This window comes from Streptomyces sp. NPDC033845 (assembly GCF_055576225.1).
The window spans coordinates 26,727-43,834 of record NZ_JBVIRI010000011.1 but is presented as its reverse complement, the minus strand read 5'-3'; the positions used below and the strand labels follow the sequence as shown (position 1 = coordinate 43,834).

The 17,108-nt window shown below is 73.7% G+C and carries 19 protein-coding genes; 15 read left to right on the top strand and 4 right to left on the bottom strand.

The window, feature by feature from the left end:
• Nucleotides 1-253: 253 nt before the first annotated feature.
• The 6 genes from ACZ50K_RS23295 to ACZ50K_RS23270 all read left to right on the top strand — a co-directional run bounded on the left by ACZ50K_RS23295 (nt 254) and on the right by ACZ50K_RS23270 (nt 5,290).
• Nucleotides 254-1,267, top strand: coding sequence for a monodechloroaminopyrrolnitrin synthase PrnB family protein (locus tag ACZ50K_RS23295; RefSeq protein ID WP_468906136.1), 1,014 nt, complete (start codon nt 254-256; stop codon nt 1,265-1,267).
• Between the two features lie 27 nt (nt 1,268-1,294).
• Nucleotides 1,295-2,692 carry an FAD-dependent monooxygenase gene (locus ACZ50K_RS23290; protein ID WP_468906133.1) on the top strand — a complete coding sequence of 466 codons (1,398 nt, stop codon included), beginning with the start codon at nt 1,295-1,297 and terminating at the stop codon, nt 2,690-2,692.
• A complete protein-coding gene (locus tag ACZ50K_RS23285; RefSeq protein ID WP_468906131.1) occupies nt 2,689-3,537 on the top strand; it encodes a class I SAM-dependent methyltransferase in 849 nt (282 codons plus the stop codon). Before ACZ50K_RS23290 ends, ACZ50K_RS23285 begins: the two co-directional genes overlap by 4 nt.
• A gap of 87 nt (nt 3,538-3,624) precedes the next feature.
• Complete coding sequence (locus tag ACZ50K_RS23280) at nt 3,625-3,894, top strand: hypothetical protein (RefSeq protein WP_468906129.1); 270 nt, start codon at nt 3,625-3,627, stop codon at nt 3,892-3,894.
• A gap of 81 nt (nt 3,895-3,975) precedes the next feature.
• Nucleotides 3,976-4,560, top strand: a complete 585-nt coding sequence (locus ACZ50K_RS23275) for a PepSY domain-containing protein (RefSeq protein ID WP_468906126.1) — start codon at nt 3,976-3,978, stop codon at nt 4,558-4,560.
• Nucleotides 4,561-4,597: 37 nt separating this feature from the next.
• Nucleotides 4,598-5,290, top strand: a complete 693-nt coding sequence (locus ACZ50K_RS23270) for a pyridoxine/pyridoxamine 5'-phosphate oxidase (RefSeq protein ID WP_468906124.1) — start codon at nt 4,598-4,600, stop codon at nt 5,288-5,290.
• 37 nt (nt 5,291-5,327) lie between these two features.
• On the opposite strand, the gene ACZ50K_RS23265 is transcribed toward ACZ50K_RS23270, so the two are convergent.
• On the bottom strand, nt 5,328-5,948 hold the full coding sequence (locus ACZ50K_RS23265; protein WP_468906121.1) for an L-threonylcarbamoyladenylate synthase: 621 nt from the start codon (nt 5,946-5,948) through the stop codon (nt 5,328-5,330).
• 70 nt (nt 5,949-6,018) lie between these two features.
• On the opposite strand from ACZ50K_RS23265, the gene ACZ50K_RS23260 reads away from it, so the two are divergent.
• Nucleotides 6,019-6,732, top strand: a complete 714-nt coding sequence (locus tag ACZ50K_RS23260) for a hypothetical protein (protein WP_468906119.1) — start codon at nt 6,019-6,021, stop codon at nt 6,730-6,732.
• A 52-nt stretch (nt 6,733-6,784) separates the two neighbouring features.
• Here the strand turns inward: ACZ50K_RS23260 and ACZ50K_RS23255 are convergent, their stop codons facing one another.
• Nucleotides 6,785-7,693 (bottom strand): glycoside hydrolase family 19 protein, encoded by a 909-nt coding sequence (locus tag ACZ50K_RS23255; RefSeq protein WP_468906116.1) that lies wholly within the window; start codon nt 7,691-7,693, stop codon nt 6,785-6,787.
• 167 nt (nt 7,694-7,860) lie between these two features.
• On the opposite strand from ACZ50K_RS23255, the gene ACZ50K_RS23250 reads away from it, so the two are divergent.
• From ACZ50K_RS23250 to ACZ50K_RS23235, 4 genes are all read left to right on the top strand, one after another.
• Nucleotides 7,861-8,571 (top strand): hypothetical protein, encoded by a 711-nt coding sequence (locus ACZ50K_RS23250; RefSeq protein WP_468906114.1) that lies wholly within the window; start codon nt 7,861-7,863, stop codon nt 8,569-8,571.
• A gap of 125 nt (nt 8,572-8,696) precedes the next feature.
• On the top strand, nt 8,697-8,939 hold the full coding sequence (locus ACZ50K_RS23245; protein ID WP_468906657.1) for a ferredoxin: 243 nt from the start codon (nt 8,697-8,699) through the stop codon (nt 8,937-8,939).
• Nucleotides 8,932-10,326 carry an NAD(P)/FAD-dependent oxidoreductase gene (locus tag ACZ50K_RS23240; RefSeq protein WP_468906112.1) on the top strand — a complete coding sequence of 465 codons (1,395 nt, stop codon included), beginning with the start codon at nt 8,932-8,934 and terminating at the stop codon, nt 10,324-10,326. Before ACZ50K_RS23245 ends, ACZ50K_RS23240 begins: the two co-directional genes overlap by 8 nt.
• Nucleotides 10,327-10,366: 40 nt before the next feature.
• Nucleotides 10,367-11,611 (top strand): cytochrome P450, encoded by a 1,245-nt coding sequence (locus ACZ50K_RS23235; RefSeq protein ID WP_468906110.1) that lies wholly within the window; start codon nt 10,367-10,369, stop codon nt 11,609-11,611.
• On the opposite strand, the gene ACZ50K_RS23230 is transcribed toward ACZ50K_RS23235, so the two are convergent.
• Both ACZ50K_RS23230 and ACZ50K_RS23225 read right to left on the bottom strand, forming a co-directional pair.
• Entirely contained in the window at nt 11,581-12,462 is an 882-nt protein-coding gene (locus ACZ50K_RS23230; protein ID WP_468906108.1) for an SGNH/GDSL hydrolase family protein, read from the bottom strand. The genes ACZ50K_RS23235 and ACZ50K_RS23230 overlap by 31 nt on opposite strands.
• A 5-nt stretch (nt 12,463-12,467) precedes the next feature.
• Complete coding sequence (locus ACZ50K_RS23225) at nt 12,468-13,037, bottom strand: PadR family transcriptional regulator (protein ID WP_468906106.1); 570 nt, start codon at nt 13,035-13,037, stop codon at nt 12,468-12,470.
• 110 nt (nt 13,038-13,147) lie between these two features.
• On the opposite strand from ACZ50K_RS23225, the gene ACZ50K_RS23220 reads away from it, so the two are divergent.
• The 4 genes from ACZ50K_RS23220 to ACZ50K_RS23205 all read left to right on the top strand — a co-directional run bounded on the left by ACZ50K_RS23220 (nt 13,148) and on the right by ACZ50K_RS23205 (nt 17,083).
• Nucleotides 13,148-13,570, top strand: coding sequence for a nuclear transport factor 2 family protein (locus ACZ50K_RS23220; RefSeq protein WP_468906104.1), 423 nt, complete (start codon nt 13,148-13,150; stop codon nt 13,568-13,570).
• A gap of 2 nt (nt 13,571-13,572) precedes the next feature.
• Nucleotides 13,573-14,145 (top strand): GNAT family N-acetyltransferase, encoded by a 573-nt coding sequence (locus ACZ50K_RS23215; protein WP_468906102.1) that lies wholly within the window; start codon nt 13,573-13,575, stop codon nt 14,143-14,145.
• Complete coding sequence (locus ACZ50K_RS23210) at nt 14,142-15,332, top strand: winged helix DNA-binding domain-containing protein (RefSeq protein WP_468906100.1); 1,191 nt, start codon at nt 14,142-14,144, stop codon at nt 15,330-15,332. Before ACZ50K_RS23215 ends, ACZ50K_RS23210 begins: the two co-directional genes overlap by 4 nt.
• A gap of 254 nt (nt 15,333-15,586) precedes the next feature.
• Entirely contained in the window at nt 15,587-17,083 is a 1,497-nt protein-coding gene (locus tag ACZ50K_RS23205; protein WP_468906098.1) for an MFS transporter, read from the top strand.
• Nucleotides 17,084-17,108: the final 25 nt, after the last annotated feature.

Below are 17,108 nucleotides of genomic sequence, written 5' to 3'. Positions count from 1 at the left end.
CAGAACCGAACGGAAGGAATTGTCGGGCCCGGCCAAAACCCGGCATTGCGGCTGCTTGTCAATAGGAAAAATGCACGGTGAGGAATGCGGAGTGAATCTTTTTCGAGGAGTCCGCCGACTGCTAGCTTCGCAGGCGTGCCGGGAATGAAACCGATCCTCACCGGAAGAGTTGGTTCACATGCACCGCAGGGCGGACATCGACATCACTTCCGAGGAGCGAAATGAGAGAGTCAGACGGCTGGATCCGCTCCGGTTGGACGACGAACTCCGCACCCTGTACAAGATGAACGAATCCGCCGATGTTCCCGCGCTCGCGCGCGTCCTCGGCGAGGCCCTCCCCTCCGACGAGGAGGTGGCCGCCTTCACCCTCCCCGAATGCCTGGCCGCGATGCGCGACCTCGGCATGTACCTGGGAAGCCTCAAGCGGCACGAGGTGTCCGCCTTCGACGTGATACCCGGTGCGACCCGCCCGTTCGAACTGCTCGGGCGGCGCACCGGGATGATCCCCCGGGACACCGTCTACCACTACACCTGCTGGAATCCGCCGGGCGAACGCGAGCGGCTCTACAGCGGGGACCCGATGGAACGCAGCCTCATCGACGCGGTCCGCGGCTGCGTGCCGGACCTCGCGAAGGCGGTGGAGGCCGGCCGCGCGGTCCGGGAGGAAACCCCGGGAACCCCCGCCCACGCCGACCGCATGGCCTGTCTGGCCCTGCATGTCACGGCCGCGGACCGGGCCATGGGGACCGTCGTCGAGACGGTCACCCCCGAATTCTTCGCCCAGGTGCTCAGGCCCTACTTCGAGGACGTCCACATATCCGGCCGGAAATACATGGGTCCGGCCGCCGCCCACATTCCGCTGTTCCTCGTCGACATCCTCTTGTGGGCGTCCGACCGCGGCAGCCCGGAATACCTGAAGTTCTGCGACGAGGTCGCCTTCCACACCCTTCCGCACTGGCGCGCCCAGCATGCCGAGGAGAAGGAGCGGCCCTCCCTCGTGTCGAGCATGGCCGCGGCGCTCGGCGGCCCCGGCCCGGTATCCGACGCGGACTGTCTCCAGTCAAGCGCGCGAAGCCTGCGACAGGCCCTCAGATCACTCACCGTGTTCCGCGGAAAGCATCTGGTGATGGCCCGCCGCGCCTATCACACGGAAGTCCGGCTCTACGAACTCGGCAGCGGCGGCGGCAGCGTGGGGCTGCTGGAGGAGATCCTCGCCCTCACCCGGCAGAACGGGTCCATGATGGGCCCGCCGGCCGTGCGGTCATGACCCCCGGAGCGAAGCGCAGGTGACCTGATGACCCCGATGACACGGCCGCTGACGTTCACGATCGTCGGCTCCGGAATAGCCGGACTGGCCTCCGCGATCGCCCTCCACGACGCCGGATTCGAGGACATCACCGTCTTCGAGGCCGACCCCCGCATCCGCTCGCTCGGCCTGGGGCTGAACATCCTCCCCAACGCCGTCCGCGAGCTCGCCGAGCTCGGACTGCTGGACACCCTGCTCCGGCGCTCGGTCCCCACCCGCGAACTGGCCATGTACAGCCCGCGCGGCGAGCTGGTCTGGCGGGAGGACCGCGGACGGTCGGCCGGCTACGCCTGGCCCCAGCTCTCCATATCCCGGTCGGTCCTCGTCCTGGCCCTGGCCGCCGAGGTCCGCCGCAGACTGGGCGACCGGGCCCTGGTCACCGACGCCCGGCTCACCGCCCTGGGCCCCGGGCCCGGCGGCCGGACCCGCGCCGTCCTCACCGCGCGCGACGGCTCCCGCCGGACCGCGGACTCCGACCTCCTGCTCGGCGCCGACGGCATCCACTCGGCCGTTCGCGCCACCCTGCACCCCGGCGAGGGACCGCCCCCCGGCAACGGGACCACCCTCTACCGGGGCACCGCCTGGGGCGAACCCTTCCTCACCGGAAGCTCGATGGCCGTCCTGGGCGACGACCGCCGCAGGCTCGTCCTCTACCCGATCGACCGCGACCCGGCCACCGGCCGCACCCTGATCAACTGGGTCGCCGCGTTACCGGACTCGGAGCTCCCGGAGGTCCCGGAAGTCCCGGACGTCACGGAAGCGGCCGGAGCCACGGACGGCACGTACGGATCGGATGCCGCACCCGCCGCCTCCGGCCCCGAGCGGGACCGGGCCGGACGGGCGGCGGTCCTCGGCCGGTTCGGCGACTGGACGCCCCCGGGAGTCGACCTGCCCGGGCTGCTCGACGCCACGACCGGCATCCAGCGGTACCCCATGACCGACCGGGACCCGCTGCCCTGGTGGACCCGCGGCGGGACCACCCTCCTGGGCGACGCCGCCCACGCCATGTACCCGGCCGGATCCAACGGCGCCACCCAGTCCGTCATCGACGCCCGGGTGCTCGCCTGGCACCTCGCCCGGCACTCCGACCCGGCCGCCGCCCTGCGCGCGTACGAGGACGAACGCCGCCCGCAGATGACCGAACTCCAGCACAGCAACCGCTCCATGGGACCGGAGCGGGTGCTCACCCTCGCCCACCAGCGGGCCCCCGGGGGGTTCGACCGGATCGAGGAGGTCTTCAGCGAGGAGGAACTCGCCGAGATCTCCCACAGCTATGCCACGACGGGGAAGTTCGACCAGGCCTGGGTGAACACCCGGCCCACGCTGTCCGTCGGTCAACGCCAGCAGTCCGCCATCGGGCGACGCGACACCAGGAGCGCACAGTGACGGAGACCGCCCGCCGGGACGACAGGTCCGCGGCCGTCAAGGAGACCAGCTTCATCACCGCCGTCATCAGGGCGATGGAGACCGAGCGCCCCGACGCCTATCTGGTGGACCGGCACGCCGCCCTGCTGAGCACCCCCGGCTCCCGGGCGATGGCCCGGGAGGCCCTGGACGCCGGCGGCACCATCGGATCCGTCATCGTCCGGGGCCGGTTCGGGGACATCGCGCTCCGCCGGGCGGTGGCCGAGGGCATCACCCAGGTGGTGTGTCTCGCGGCGGGCGGCGACACCCGCGCCTGGCGCCTGGACCTGCCCGCCACGACCCGGTTCTACGAGATGGACCTACCGGGCCAGTCGGCCGCCAAGGAGGCGCTGCTGGCACCCGTCGAGGAACAGCTGAGCTGCCGCCGGATCTCCCTCAGCGGGGACCTGAGGCAGGACGGCTGGCCGGAGCGGCTGGCGGCGGCCGGCCACGATCCGGCACTGCCCACCGTCTGGATCGTCGAGGGGCTGCTGCCCTACCTGGAGCGGGAGCACTTCACCCGGCTGGTCGAGAACCTCGGGAAGGCCTCCGGGCGCGGCTCGCAGCTGCTCGTGGACGCACCGCACGCCGCGTTCTACCGGGACCCCGCCAACGCCCGCTTCCTGGAGTTCATGAGGTCCCGGGGCTCCGCCTTCCAACTGGGGCTGGAGGACTTCGGCGGGTTCCTCGCCGACCACGGCTGGCGGGCCGAGGCCTACACCCTGCGGCAGTTGGCCGCGGGGGAGTGCGCCTGGCTGCCCGCGCCCCCCGCCCGTCTCTGCCCGCCCCACGACCACCACTGGGTGGCCCGCGCCGAGCTCGCCTGAGTCCGCCGCCGACAGCCCGCACCGACAGCCGCCTCCCGCGGCCGACGGCCGACGCCGACTGTCAGTGCCGGCTGGCATGGTGGCGGCATGGACGAGCAGATCATGCGCGGGCGCGTCTACGGCGCCGACCACGAAGACCCCGACCCGGGCCCCCGCCCCGGACACGACTACGCCGAGCTGGTCGGCGGCCCCCTCGACGGCCTGCTCCTGGACGTGACCGGGTGGACCCCCGGCGAGCGCGCGGAGGGAGCCCTGCTGATGACGGAGATCGGCCGCTACGGCCCGGGCGGCCGGGCCCAGTACAGGGCGCGCCCCGGCGACCCCGGCCGGTTCGACTGGCACGGCGACGCCCGCTGACGGGACAATGGCCGGTAACGCCCGCTGCCGGCCGAACCCCGGGCAACCGCCGGAGTGCCGGCCGGCCGGAGGAGGTCAGCCATGCATCGCAGCGGATACGTCTCGGCGGCCGCGGCCGCGGTCCTGCTGGCGGGAGGCCCGGTGGCGGCAGCCGCGGCGGCCACCGCCGACACGACCAGGTCCCCGGCCGCGGCCACCGCCGCCGCCCGTGCCGACATCACCGCCGAGGCGGCGGTGGCGGCAGCGCTCAAGCACTACCCCGGAGCCGTGGAGTCCCTGGACCGGGACGGTTCCGTCTGGCACGTGGACGTGATCGGGAAGAACGGCGGCCACGCCGAACTCCTGGTGAACGCGGGCAACGGCAAGGTCACCACCGAGAACACCGACCGGGACGGCGACAGCGGCGAGTACAAGGCCCTGACCTCGGCCAAGGTGAACGCGGCCCAGGCCATGAAGGCGGCCCTCGCCGCCCAGGCCGGCCAGGTGGTCTCGGTGGACTGGGACGATGACGACGACAACGACCCGGGCACCAACTACTGGGACGTGGAGATCAGGACCTCCGACGGCCGCACCCAGCACGTCCATGTCGACCCCACCAGCGGCAAGGCCACCCTCTCCACGGACTCCGACGACGACGGCGAGGACGACGACAGCGACAACAACTGACTCCGGGGACCGCGGGCGGATGGTGTTCGATGTCCCCATGAGCACCAGTGCGTTCCACGCCACCCTGCGCTCCCTGCGCGTCTGGGACACCGAACTGCCCCGGTTCGAGGCCGCCTCGGCGCCCGCCGACCCGCTGCCCCTGTTCCGGGAGTGGTTCGTGCACGCCGCCGGGGCGGGCCAGACCGAGCCGCACACCATGACCCTGGCCACCGCCGGCCCCGAAGGACGGCCGGACGCGCGGATCGTGATGCTGCACGAGGCGGACGACCGGGGATTCCACTTCGCCACCCACTCCACCAGCGCCAAGGGCCGCCAGCTGGCGGCCCGGCCGGAGGCCGCCCTGGTCTTCTACTGGCCCGCCGTGGCCCGGCAGGTCCGGGTCCGCGGCCGGGTGGAGGCCGCCGGGCCCGCCGAGAGCCGGGCCGATCTGGCGGTCCGCTCGCGCGGTGCCCTGGCGGCGGCGATCACCGGCCGCCAGAGCGAAGTGCTCTCCTCCGCCGAGGAGTTGGCGAGGGCTGCGGACGCCGCCTGGGAGCGGGCGGGACGGGAGCCCGGGGCGCCGGCGCCCACCTGGACCCGCTATGCGCTTTGGCCCGAGGAGGTCGAGTTCTTCCAGGGCGACGCCGCGCGCCGGCACGTCCGCCTCCGCTACCGCCGTCCGGCCGCCCCCGCCCAGGCCGCCGCCCCCGTCCCCGGGGAGGAGTGGACCCGGGAGCTCCTCTGGCCGTAGCGAACGGGGCGTGCCGGGGCCGCGAGGGCCGGTCCGGCTACTCGAACCGGGAGGTGTCCCCGGCGCCCCGCCGGACGATCTCGGCCTCGCCCTCGGAGAAGTCGATCACCGTGGTGGGTTTGGTGCCGCAGTCCCCGGAGTCGATCACGGCGTCGACCACGTGGTCCAGCCGCTCCTTGATCTCCCAGCCCTGGGTGAGCGGCTCCTCCTCGTCGGGCAGCAGCAGGGTGCTGGAGAGCAGCGGCTCGCCGAGTTCGGCGAGCAGCGCCTGGGTCACCACGTGCTCGGGGATCCGCACGCCCACCGTCTTCTTCTTCGGGTGGAGCAGCTGCTTGGGCACCTCGCCGGTGGCCTTCAGGATGAAGGTGTAGGCGCCGGGGGTGGCGCCCTTGACCGCCCGGAACACGTCGTTGTCGATGTGCACGAACCGGCCCAGCTGGGCGAAGTTCTGGCACACCAGGGTGAAGTGGTGGCGGTCGTCCAGGTTGCGGATGGACCGGATCCGGTTGATCCCCTCACGGTTGCCGAGCTGGCATCCCAGCGCGAAACAGGAGTCCGTGGGGTATGCGATCAGCCCTCCGGAGCGGATCGTCTCGGCCACGCTGCTGAGGGTGCGCGGCTGCGGGTTCTCGGGGTGCACGTCAAAGTACTTCGCCATCCGCCGAGCGTACGCCCTGCCGGGCACCCCGGCGGCCCCGCCGGTCCAGCCACTGGCTAACGTTCCGTCCATGAGGAACACCGAAGCGAACACCCCGGCCGCCCCGGCCACCTCGGCTGCCCCGGCCGCCCCGCGGGCCGCGCACCCGCTGCTCGGCCACCTGCTCGCGGCCGCCGACGGCCGGTTCCCGGAGATCGACGGCGGGGTGACCGTGCTGCCGCCGTTCGCGGGCGGGCTGGAGTGCTCCTTCGCGTTCACCGGCCACGCCTACGTGGCCACCCGGCTGCCCGCCGAGGAGGTGCTGGCGCAGGGGCCCGACGGGTTCGGCCTCTCGCATGCCCCCGACTTCCTGCGCCATCTGGCCGGGCCCGCCGGCTGGGTCGGTGTGACCGACTGCAGTCTGGTCGCCCGCGGCTCGGGTGCCGCCGACGGATCCGACGCCGCGCTGGGGCTCCGGGACGACCGGGACGACCACCCCCGGGTCCGGCACGCCCGCTCGGTCCGCGCCGACGTGCGGGTGCACGGTGACGAACGGGGCTTCGTCACCGTGGGCCGCGGGCTCGCCGGGCGGCGGGAGATCGGGATCGCCCTCGACGAGGAGACCGGGCAGAAGGCCGGCCGGGGCATCGGCCGGTCCCTGCTGCTCGACGCGCTCACCCTGGTCCCGGCCGGGGAGCCGGTCTTCGCGGCCGTCTCCCCGGGGAACTCGCGTTCGCTGCGGGCCTTCCTCGCCGTCGGGTTCACCCCGGTCGGCAGCGAGGTGCTGATCCGCCCGCAGCCCTGATCACACGATCACTCGGTCGCGGGACCAGTCGGTCACCCGGCCGGTCCTCCGGTCAGCAGGTCAGGTTGGAGCCCGGGGTCGTGCCCAGGAGCTGGGTGAACTGCTGGTACTTGTTGACCCGGCTCTGCACCTGGGCGGGGTTGCCGCCGTTGCATTCCAGCGCCCCGTTGATGGAGCGGATGGTCTCGCCGAAGCCGGCGCCGTTGACCATGGCCGCGTGCCCGGTCATGGTGCCGGGGCCGTTCTGGGTGTTCCAGTACCAGAGGGCGGTCTTCATGGCGATGGCCGGGTCCTGCTCGACCAGGTAGGGGTTGGCCAGCAGGTTGATGCCGAGGGCGTCGCCCGCGGCCTTGTAGTTGAAGTTCCAGCTGAGCTGGATCGGGCCGCGGCCGTAGTAGGCGGCCTGGCCGGCCGGGCAGCCGTAGGGCTGGTTGCGGTCGCAGTAGTGGGGGTAGTTGGCGGTGTTCTGCTCGACGATGTGCACCAGGCCGCCGGTCTCGTGCGAGACGTTGGCGAGGAAGGCCGCGGCCTCCCGGCGCTTGGTGGTCTCGTCGCCGGTCTTGGCGAAGGCGGGGTAGGCGGAGAGGGCGTTGACCAGCCCCTGGTACGTGTAGAAGGGGTTCCGGTTCGGGAACATCTGGTCGAACTGGGCCTGGCTGACCACGAATCCGGACGGGTCGGGGTCGGGGTCCTGGCCGCCCCCGCCCCCACAGCTGCCCTGGTCGGCCCAGACGCCCCACTGTCCGGTGGTGCCCGGGGTCTCGCCCTGGGTCCACCACTTGGCCTGCCAGTTGTGGCCGCCGTGGGAGATCGTCATGCCGCCGGTGTAGACGGCGGAGGTGGACCAGGGGGAGGCGCAGGCCGCTGCCGCCGCGGGGGTGGCGGGCAGGGCGACGGACAGTCCGATGACGGCGGCTGCGGTGGCGGCCAGCGAGAGGGCGCGTCGGCTGAGTGCACGCATCACGTAACTACTCCTTGGGTGGGGGGAGTTGCCGTGGCGGAGGCAACTCCTCCACTCAACCGCTATTGGTCTGGACCTGTCAAGGTCCAGACCAATAGCCCGTACGGTCGTCACCCGGGCGAGCGCCCCCGCTGGCACCCGGGAGCCCGCTTCGGCTTGCTGGACGAATGAGGACGAGACGCACCCCGAAGCCGCACGAGCCCCATCCGTTGCGCACCCCCCGGGCCGCCGGCATCGCCGGCATCGCCTTCGCCGTGCTGCTCGCCACGGCGATCGTGCTCGTCCGGACCGCCCTGCCCGCCGACGCGGCCGACGGCGACACCCCGCTCGACGCCTCCCAGCGCGACGCCGTCACCTGGGCACTCCAGCTGGTGCCCTTCGCCGGGATCGCCTTCCTCTGGTTCATGGGCGCCCTGCGCGAGCACACCGGGGAGGCCGAGGACCGTTTCGTCGTCACCGTGTTCCTGGGCAGCGGACTGGTCTTCGTGGCCACCCTCTACGGGTCCGCCGCCGCGGCCGGCACCGTCCTCGGCTCCGACCGGAGCTCCGAGTTCGGCCGGCACTACGCGTACACGCTGCTGATGACCTACGCGATGCGGATGGCGGCCGTCTTCGTCTTCTCCACCTCCACCATCGGCCGGCGGCTCGGGGTCCTCCCGCGCCCGCTGACCGCCCTCGGCTTCCTGGTCGGGCTGGTCCTGCTGACCGTGGGCTCCGCCGCCCCCTGGTTCGAGCTGGTCTTCCCGGCCTGGGCGCTGGTCGTCAGCCTGTACATCCTGCGCGCGGCCCGGACCACCCCCGCCCCGTCGCCGCCCGGCGCCGCGGGGGATCCGGGGTCCCCCGCATCCCCGGGCACCCCCGGGACGCTCGCCCCCTGACCCCCTCCGGCCCGCACGGACTCCTCCGCGTTCACTCCGACGGCCCTCCCGGACGGGCCGCGGCGGGCCCCACCCCCCACGCTGGGCCCGTGGGGAGCCGGGGCTCACGAAAGGATTCCACCTTGCTGAGACTTGTCGTCGATCTCAACCGCTGTCAGGGATACGCGCAGTGCGCCTTCCTCGCGCCGGACGTCTTCGCCATGCACGGGGAAGAGGGACTGCTCTACGACCCGGAGGCCGAGGAGGCCCAGCGGGCCCGGGTGGCCCAGGCCGTCGCGGCCTGCCCCGTCCAGGCCATCCTGGTGGACGAGCTGGACATGGCCGCGGCCGCCGCCCGCGCCGGTGGCTCGGAGGCCCGCGATGCCTGAATCCGCCGCCCTGGAACACCTCAAGCGCGAGGGCCGGATCGTGGTGGTCGGCGCCTCGCTGGCCGGCCTGCGGGCCGCCGAGACCCTGCGCGAGAAGGGCTTCGCCGGAACCCTCACCATGGTCGGCGACGAGCCGTACGAGCCGTACGACCGGCCGCCGCTCTCCAAGCAGGTCCTGCTCGGCCGGGCCACCGCCGAGCACACCGCGCTGCCCCGCCGCCGGGACATCGCCGCCGAATGGCGGCTCGGCGTCGCGGCGGCCGGCCTGGACATGGCCGCCCGCCGGGTCCGGCTGGCCGACGGCGACGAGATCCCGTACGACCGGCTGCTGATCGCCACCGGGGTGCGGGCCCGCCCGTGGCCGCACCCGGCGGAGGCCGACCTCGACGGGGTGTTCGTCCTGCGGACCCGCGACGACGGCGCCGCCCTGGCCCGCCGGCTCGACCAGGGCCCGCGCCGGGTCCTGGTCATCGGCGCCGGGTTCACCGGCTCCGAGATCGCCTCCGCCTGCCGGGAGCGCGGGATCGACGTCACCGTGGCCGAACGCGGGGCCGCCCCCCTGGTCGGTGCCCTCGGCGGGGTGATCGGCGAGGTCGCGGCCGAACTCCACCGGGAGAACGGCGTCGACCTGCGCACCGGGGTCATGGTCACCGGTCTGGAGGGCGACAGCACCGGCCGGGTCCGTGCCGCCCACCTCTCCGACGGCAGCACCATCGAGGCGGAGGTGGTCATCGTCTCGCTCGGCGCGATGCGGAACACCGAATGGCTGGCCGGCTCCGGTCTGGGCGCCGGCCCCCGGGGCATCGCCTGCGACGCCGGCTGCCGGGCCTTCGACATCCGGGGCATCGTCACCGACGACATCTACACGGCGGGCGACGTCGCCCGCTCCCCGCACCCGCTGTTCGGCTACCAGTTCCTGTCTCTGGAGCACTGGGGCAACGCGGTCTCCCAGGCGGAGACCGCCGCCCACAACATGCTCAGCGAGAGCACCGACCGCCGCCCGCACATCTGGGTGCCGGCCTTCTGGTCCTCGCAGTTCGGCATCAACATCAAATCCGTCGGAGTGCCCTCGATGGGCACCGAGATCATGATCTCCCAGGGCTCCACCAGGGAACGCCGGTTCAGCGCGGTCTACGGCTACCAGGGCCGGGTCATCGGGGCGGTCACCTTCGACAACTGCCGCTGGCTGCAGTTCTACCAGCAGCAGATCGAGAGCACCGCCCCCTTCCCGCCGCCGTTCGACAACGTGGACCGGCGGCCCGAGGGCCGGCACCCGATGCCCGCCGACTTCCCCGACCCGTCCGTGCCCACGCACGGCCCCACCGTGACCCTCAGCGGGTACTCCCCGGCGGACCGCCGGCTCACCTTCACCCCCGCCGGCCACTGACCGTCGCCGACCGTCACCGAGGCCCCCGGAGGAGCCGCACATGACCGAGCCCGAGTCCATCCTGCGCAGGATCCTGGACCCCGCGAACCGCCCGAACCCCTACCCGCTGTACGCGGAGCTCCGCCGGACGCCCGTCCACCACGAGCCCGACGGCCCGTACGTCATCAGCAGCTACCACGACATCCAGGCGCTGCTGCACGATCCCCGGATCAGCTCCGACGCCCGCAACCTGACCACCAAGGACGCGGACCCGCTGGCCTCCGAGGAGCAGGAGGAGTCCTCGGCCCTGCCGCCCGCCTTCCTGCGGCTGGACCCGCCCGAACACGACCGGCTGCGCCGGATCACCAACCGGCCCTTCGGCCCGCCGCACTCCCCGCACCGGGTCGAGGACATGCGCGGCGAGCTCGGCGAGATCGTCACCGGGCTGATCGACGGGATCGGCGCCACCGACCGGATCGACCTGGTGGACCAGGTCGCCTACCCGTTCCCGGTCACGGTGATCTGCCGGCTGCTGGGCGTCCCCCGCGAGGACGAGGCCCGCTTCCACGTCTGGGCCGACACCCTGGCCGCCAGCCTGGACCCCGATCCGGACGCCGACCAGGAGGCCCGGGCGAAGGTCACCCACGACGCCCGGATGGAACTGGGCATGTACCTGGCCGGGCTGATCGAGGAGCGCCGCAAGAGCCCGCGCAACGACATGCTGTCCCAACTGGCCGCCGGACAGGGCCAGGACGAGACCATGACCACCATGGAGCTGCTCAGCACCTCCGCCCTGCTGCTGATCGCCGGCCACGAGACCACGGTCAACCTGATCACCAACGGGATGCTGACCCTGCTGCGCCACCCGGAGGTGCTCGCCGACCTCCGGGAGAACCCCGGGCTGGCCGTGCCGCTGGTGGAGGAACTGCTGCGCTACGAGCCCCCGGTCCAGCTGGTGCCGCAGCGCACCTCACTGGCCGACATCGAGCTGCGCGGGGTCACCATTCCCAAGGGGTCCTCGATCTGGCTGGTGCTGGCCTCCGGCAACCGGGACCCGGAGATGTTCGAGGATCCGGACCGCTTCGACCCGTACCGCAAGGACATCCAGCACCTGGGGCTGGGCAGCGGGATCCACAGCTGCTTCGGCGCCCCGCTGGCCCGGCTGGAGGCCCAGCTCGCGCTCACCGAGATGGCCCGCCGGCTGGAGAACCCGCGGCTGCTGGAGGACCCGCCGCCCTACCGGCAGAACGCCGTGCTGCGCGGGCCCCGCCACCTCTACATCGCCTGCGACGGCATCCGCCCCTGATCCGGGCGCCCCGGCCCCGGAGGCTGCCCACCCGGGAGCCGCCCACCCGGGGGCAGTTCACCCGGTGCCGCCCGGAAGGGCGGCACCGGCCGCAGTTCCAGCCGCTTCGCCGTCCGGTCGTCCCCGGAGGAGCGGCCGCGCAGCCGCCGCCCCAGCCACGGGCCCAGGAAGGTTCCGGCCCAGCGCACCTCGCCCGCCACCACCCGCCAGCCGGTGGCGGCGGGTCCCTCCGGCGGCGGCAGCGGCCGGGTCCAGTCGTTCCCGCTGCCCGGCAGCCCCAGCGCCTCGGCCAGAGCCGCCGCGATCCGCTCGTGCCCCAGCGCGGAGGCGTGCAGCCGGTCCACGCTCCACATCCGGGGATCCGTCACCGCCGCCGGGGCGGCCGTGTCCGCGACCAGCACCCCGTACCGGTCGGCGGCCGCGCGCACCCGCCGGTTGAGCGCGTGCACCCGGCCGCTCACCGGCCGGGCCACCGGAATGACCCGCCCCAGATCGGGGAAGGTCACCGTCGCCACCCGGGCCCCCTGGGCGGTCAGCGCCCCGAACATGGCCGCCAGTTCGGCGGCCACCTCGTCGGGGTCGAACCTCGGCCGCAGCAGGTCGTTCACCCCCGCCACCACCGTCGCCAGATCGGGCCGCAGCGCGAGCGCCGCGTCCAGCTGCCCGGCCCGGACCTCCCCGGCCCGGCGCCCCCGCACCGCGAGGTTCGCGTACTCGACCACCTCCGGGCCGTGCTGCGCCGCCAACTGCTCCGCCAGCCGGTCGGCGAACCCGCGCAGCCCGCCCGGCGCGCCCTCGTCCGGGTCGCCCAGCCCCTCGGTCTGGCTGTCGCCCAGAGCCACGTACCGCATGGTCCTCATCCCTCCGCACGCGCCGCCCGCCGTGCCCTGAGCACGGCAGCGGTCCGTTCGCACCAGTCCAGATTCCCCCGCTCGAAGGCCAGCCCCCGAAGACAGGTCAGATAGGGGCCGATCCGCTCGCCCTCCCGGAGGAACTCCTCCTCGGGGCGGCCCCCGCGCAGCTTCACCAGCAGCCCGGTGAACAGCTCCACCTTCGCCGCGGCGAACTCCGCCCGCTCGGTCAGCCGGGCGATCACCGCCCCGGCGTCCACCAGGTCGGCGGCCTGCACCATCACCACCAGGTCGTCCCGCATGAACGAGGGCTTCGCCGAGCCGGCCACGAACCTCTCCAGCTCGCGGACCCCCGCCCCGGTCACCCGGAACAGCCGCTTGTTGGGCCGGCTGTCCTGGACCACCTCGCGCCCCTCGACCAGCCCGTCCGCCTCCAGCCGGGCCAGCTCCACGTACAGCTGCTGGGGGAGCGCGTGCCAGAAGTTGGCCACGCCCAGGTCGAAGGACTTGGCCAGCTGGTAGCCGCTCAGCTCCTCGTCCAGCAGCGCCGCCAGCACGGCATGCCGCAGGGCCATCGGAACGCCCTCCTCCTCTGTCGGTCGCACCCGCACCCGTGATAGTCAGTATGGATACTCAAAAAACTGATTAATCAAATTCCCGACCATCATCACCGCAGAGGAGCCCCATGACAACCACCGACCGGTTCCGCGCCGCCGTCGAGGCCCGCGACCTCACCGCGCTGGAAGACCTCCTGACCGAGGACGTGCGCCTCTTCAGCCCGGTGAAGTTCCGCCCCTTCGAAGGCCGCCCGGCGGTGCTGGGCCTCTTCGGGGTCCTCCTCGACACCTTCGAGGACTTCCGCTACCTCGGGCGGCTCGACGGAGCCGCCGAGATGACCTCGGGCGCCCCGGAGGCACCGTCCGCGGTGCTGCTGTTCCGGGCCACCGTGGCCGGCAAGGAGGTGCACGGCATGGACCTGCTCCAGTTCGACGAGAGCGGCCGGATCAAGGAGTTCACGGTGATGGTCCGCCCGCACTCCGCCGTCCGGGCCCTCGGCGAGGCCGTCCTCGCCGGTCTGGTCGCCGCCGGCCTCGCCCCCGGGAACTGACCTTGCCCCCCACCCTCCCCGCCCCGGCCCCCGGCGGTCCCCGGGTCCGGCCGGCCGAGCCCGGCGACGCCCGCGCCATCGCCGGGATCCAGGTGGCCGGCTGGCGCGCCGCCTATGCGCACATCCTCCCGGCCGGGGAGCTGGCCGGCCTGGACGCCGACCGCAGGGCCGAGTTCTGGCGGACCCTGATCGCCGGGCCGGCCGCCCCGGACGCCCACACCCTGGTCGCCGAGACGGACGGCCGGGTCCTCGGCTTCGCCTCCCTGGGCCCGGCCCGCGAGGAGGACCTGCGGGACGGACCCGTCCAGGAGCTCTACGCCCTCTACACCGACCCCCTCCACTGGGGCGCCGGAACCGGCCACGCCCTGATGACCGAGGCCCTCCGCATCTGGTCCCGCACCGGCACCGGCACCGTGGACGCCGTCCTCCGGGTCTTCGAACGCAACGACCGGGGCCGCGCCTTCTACGAGCGCGCCGGCTGGACCCCGGACCCCGCCGCCGCACCGGTCGGCGAGGACCCGGCCGCCCTGGAACTCCGCTACCGGCTCCACCGGCCCGGCGGCGGCGCCCGGTGAGGATCACCGCGACGGAACTGGGCCGGGCCACCCTCGCCCGCCAGCTGCTGCTGGAACGCGTGCCCCTGGACCCGGCCGAGGCCGTACGCCGGGTGGTCGCCCTCCAGGCCCAGGAGCCCGCGTCCCCCTATCTGGCCCTCCGGAACCGGCTCGCCGGCTTCGACCCCGCCGCACTGGACACCGCCTTCGCCGACGGGACCGTGCTCAAGGCCACCCTGATGCGGATCACCCTGCACGCCGTGCACGCCGAGGACCATCCGGTGTTCCGCTCCGCCGTGCACCCCACCATCCGCGCCGCCCGGCTCGGCAGCCGCTTCACCGCCTCCGGGCTGACCGCCGAGGACGCCGACGCCCTGGTCCCCGAGGTGCTGGCCTTCACGGCCCGGCCCCGCGGCAACGCGGAATGCGAGGCATGGCTGGCCGACCGGCTGTCCGCCGCCAGCACCAGCGCCAGTGCCGAGGCCCGCCCGGACGCCCCCGCCCACCCGGGGGCCTGGTGGGGCCTGCGCCACCACACCCCGCTGGTCCACGCCCCCACCGCCGGCCCCTGGTCCTTCGGCCACCGGCCCGCCTACCGGGCCCCCGCCGTGCTTCCGGCCACCGACCCCGAGGCCTCCCGGGCCGCCCTGCGGACCTTGGCGCTGCGCCATCTCGAAGGCTTCGGGCCCGCCTCGGCCGCCGACCTCGCCCAGTTCGCCACGGTCCGGGTGGGCGACGCCCGGCAGGCCCTGAAGGACCTCGCCGACCGGCTCGTCCGGCTGACCGGCCCGGACGGCACCGAGCTGTACGACCTCCCGGACGCCCCCCGACCGGACCCCGGGATCCCGGCACCGCCCCGGCTGATGGCCATGTGGGACAGCGTGCTGCTGGCCCACGCCGACCGCACCCGCGTCCTGCCCGACGCCTACCGGCCCCTGGTCATCCGCCGCAACGGCGATGTCCTGCCGACCCTGCTGGTCGACGGGCGGGTGGCCGGAGTCTGGCGCCCGGCCCCCGAGGGCACCGGCATCGAGGCCACCGCCTTCCACCCGCTCCCGGACCGCACCTGGGAGGCCCTCGCGGCCGAGGCCCGGGACCTGACGGCCTTCCTGGCGCCCCGGGACCCCGCCGTCTACGGCCGCTACGCCCACTGGTGGTCCAAGCTCCCGCCCGCCCACTCCCGGCTGCTGGGCGCGGAGGGCCCGTAACCCGACGCGGGACGCGGGACGCGAGAGGCCCCGGGACCACGACGTCCCGGGGCCTCTCCATGCCGCACTTCACTTGACCGACGGGTTCAACGACCGGCCCCGCCCGAGGTCACGGCCCACCCGCCCCCGGTTCTCCGCGGCGGCCCTCCGGTTGCGGGCCGACACCCCGGCTCCTATATCTGGACGAACCCCGCACATAAGGGTCATCCGCCGCTGCGCCCCTCCCGGGGCCCACCCGAAGGATCGGACCTCCCGTGGCCCGTGCCCCCGGTTCCGGACGCTGGGCGATGCTGGCCGTGCTCTGCGCCAGCCTGCTGCTGGTCGCGATGGACGCCACCATCCTCAACGTGGCGCTGCCCTCCCTCATCGACGACATGCGCCCCACCGCCCTGCAACAGCTGTGGATCATCGACATCTACGGCCTGGTCCTCGGCGGGCTCCTCGTCACCACCGGAGCCGTCGGCGACCGCTACGGCCGCAAACGCCTCTTCCTCGTCGGCTTCGTGCTCTTCGGCCTGGCCTCCGTGGTCGCCGCCACCGCCACCAGCCCCGCCGCGCTCATCGCCGGCCGGGTGCTGCTCGGGGTCGGCGGGGCCATGGTCATGCCCTCGACCCTGTCGCTGATCCGGAACATCTTCACCGATCCGCACGAACGCACCATCGCGATCGGCATCTGGGCCGCCGTCGCCGGCGCCGGCGCGGCCATCGGCCCGCTCATCGGCGGATTCCTCGTCGAACGCCACGGCTGGTCCGCCGCCTTCTGGGTCAACGTGCCCGTCGTCCTGGTCACCGTACTGGCCGGGATCCGGCTGCTCCCCGAGTTCAAGGCGGCCGGCGCGCACGGCCTCGACTGGCCCAGCGCCCTGCTGTCCGTCACCGGGATCGTGGCGCTCGCCTGGGGCATCAAACACGTGGCCAAGGGCGCCCCCACCGCCGCCGACCTGGCCGTGCTGGCCATCGGACTGCTGCTGCTCGCCGCGTTCGCCCGCCGCCAGCTGCGGCTGCCCGACCCGCTGCTGGACGTACGGCTCTTCCGGAACCGGCCGTTCACCGCCGCCGCCCTGGTCACCCTGATGGCCATGCTGGCGGCCGGCGCCGCCCTGTTCCTGGTCTCGCTGTGGTTCCAGTACGTCCACGGGTACTCGCCCTTCGAGGCGGGCCTGCGCACCCTCCCGGTGGCCGTGGCCATGCTCCTCGGCTCGCTCCTGGCACCCCGGCTGCTGCACCGTCTCGGGGTCCGCGCGGTGATGGGCATCGGCCTGCTGGGCCTGCTGGCCGGCTTCCTGCTGCTCGCCCTGGCCCCACAGCCCACCTCGTACGGCTATGTCGCCGTGTTCCTTGCCTCCCTCGGCCTCGGCGACGGACTGGCCGTCACCTCCGCGGCCGCCGTCCTGGTGTCCGCGGTCCCGGCGGACCGGGCGGGCCAGGCCGGGGCCGTCTCGGAGACCTCGTACGAACTCGGGGTCGGGCTCGGCGTGGCCCTGCTCGGCTCGGTGCACGCGGCCGTCTACGCGGCCCGGATGCCGGCCGCCGCCCCGGCGCACGCCCGGGAGTCGATCGGCGGGGCCAAGGAGGTCGCCGAGACCCTGCCGGGCCCGACCGGGGAACGCCTCCTGGACGCGGCCCGCACCGCCTTCGACACCGCGCTGACCAGCACCTCCTATGTTTCGGCGGGCATTGTCGCCGCCGTGACCCTGCTGGTCCTGTGGCTGGTCCCGAGCGGTTTCCGGGCCACCGGCGGAGGCCACTGACCGTCCTACCGGGGCCGCGCCCGGC

Bases quoted from the DNA above. Each gene is read 5' to 3' on its own strand.
- ACZ50K_RS23290 (WP_468906133.1), top strand. From the start codon at position 1,295: ATGACCCCGATGACACGGCCGCTGACGTTCACGATCGTCGGCTCCGGA.
- ACZ50K_RS23280 (WP_468906129.1), top strand. From the start codon at position 3,625: ATGGACGAGCAGATCATGCGCGGGCGCGTCTACGGCGCCGACCACGAA.
- ACZ50K_RS23275 (WP_468906126.1), top strand. From the start codon at position 3,976: ATGCATCGCAGCGGATACGTCTCGGCGGCCGCGGCCGCGGTCCTGCTG.
- ACZ50K_RS23270 (WP_468906124.1), top strand. From the start codon at position 4,598: ATGAGCACCAGTGCGTTCCACGCCACCCTGCGCTCCCTGCGCGTCTGG.
- ACZ50K_RS23265 (WP_468906121.1), bottom strand. From the start codon at position 5,948: ATGGCGAAGTACTTTGACGTGCACCCCGAGAACCCGCAGCCGCGCACC.
- ACZ50K_RS23260 (WP_468906119.1), top strand. From the start codon at position 6,019: ATGAGGAACACCGAAGCGAACACCCCGGCCGCCCCGGCCACCTCGGCT.
- ACZ50K_RS23255 (WP_468906116.1), bottom strand. From the start codon at position 7,693: ATGCGTGCACTCAGCCGACGCGCCCTCTCGCTGGCCGCCACCGCAGCC.
- ACZ50K_RS23250 (WP_468906114.1), top strand. From the start codon at position 7,861: ATGAGGACGAGACGCACCCCGAAGCCGCACGAGCCCCATCCGTTGCGC.
- ACZ50K_RS23240 (WP_468906112.1), top strand. From the start codon at position 8,932: ATGCCTGAATCCGCCGCCCTGGAACACCTCAAGCGCGAGGGCCGGATC.
- ACZ50K_RS23235 (WP_468906110.1), top strand. From the start codon at position 10,367: ATGACCGAGCCCGAGTCCATCCTGCGCAGGATCCTGGACCCCGCGAAC.
- ACZ50K_RS23230 (WP_468906108.1), bottom strand. From the start codon at position 12,462: ATGCGGTACGTGGCTCTGGGCGACAGCCAGACCGAGGGGCTGGGCGAC.
- ACZ50K_RS23225 (WP_468906106.1), bottom strand. From the start codon at position 13,037: ATGGCCCTGCGGCATGCCGTGCTGGCGGCGCTGCTGGACGAGGAGCTG.
- ACZ50K_RS23220 (WP_468906104.1), top strand. From the start codon at position 13,148: ATGACAACCACCGACCGGTTCCGCGCCGCCGTCGAGGCCCGCGACCTC.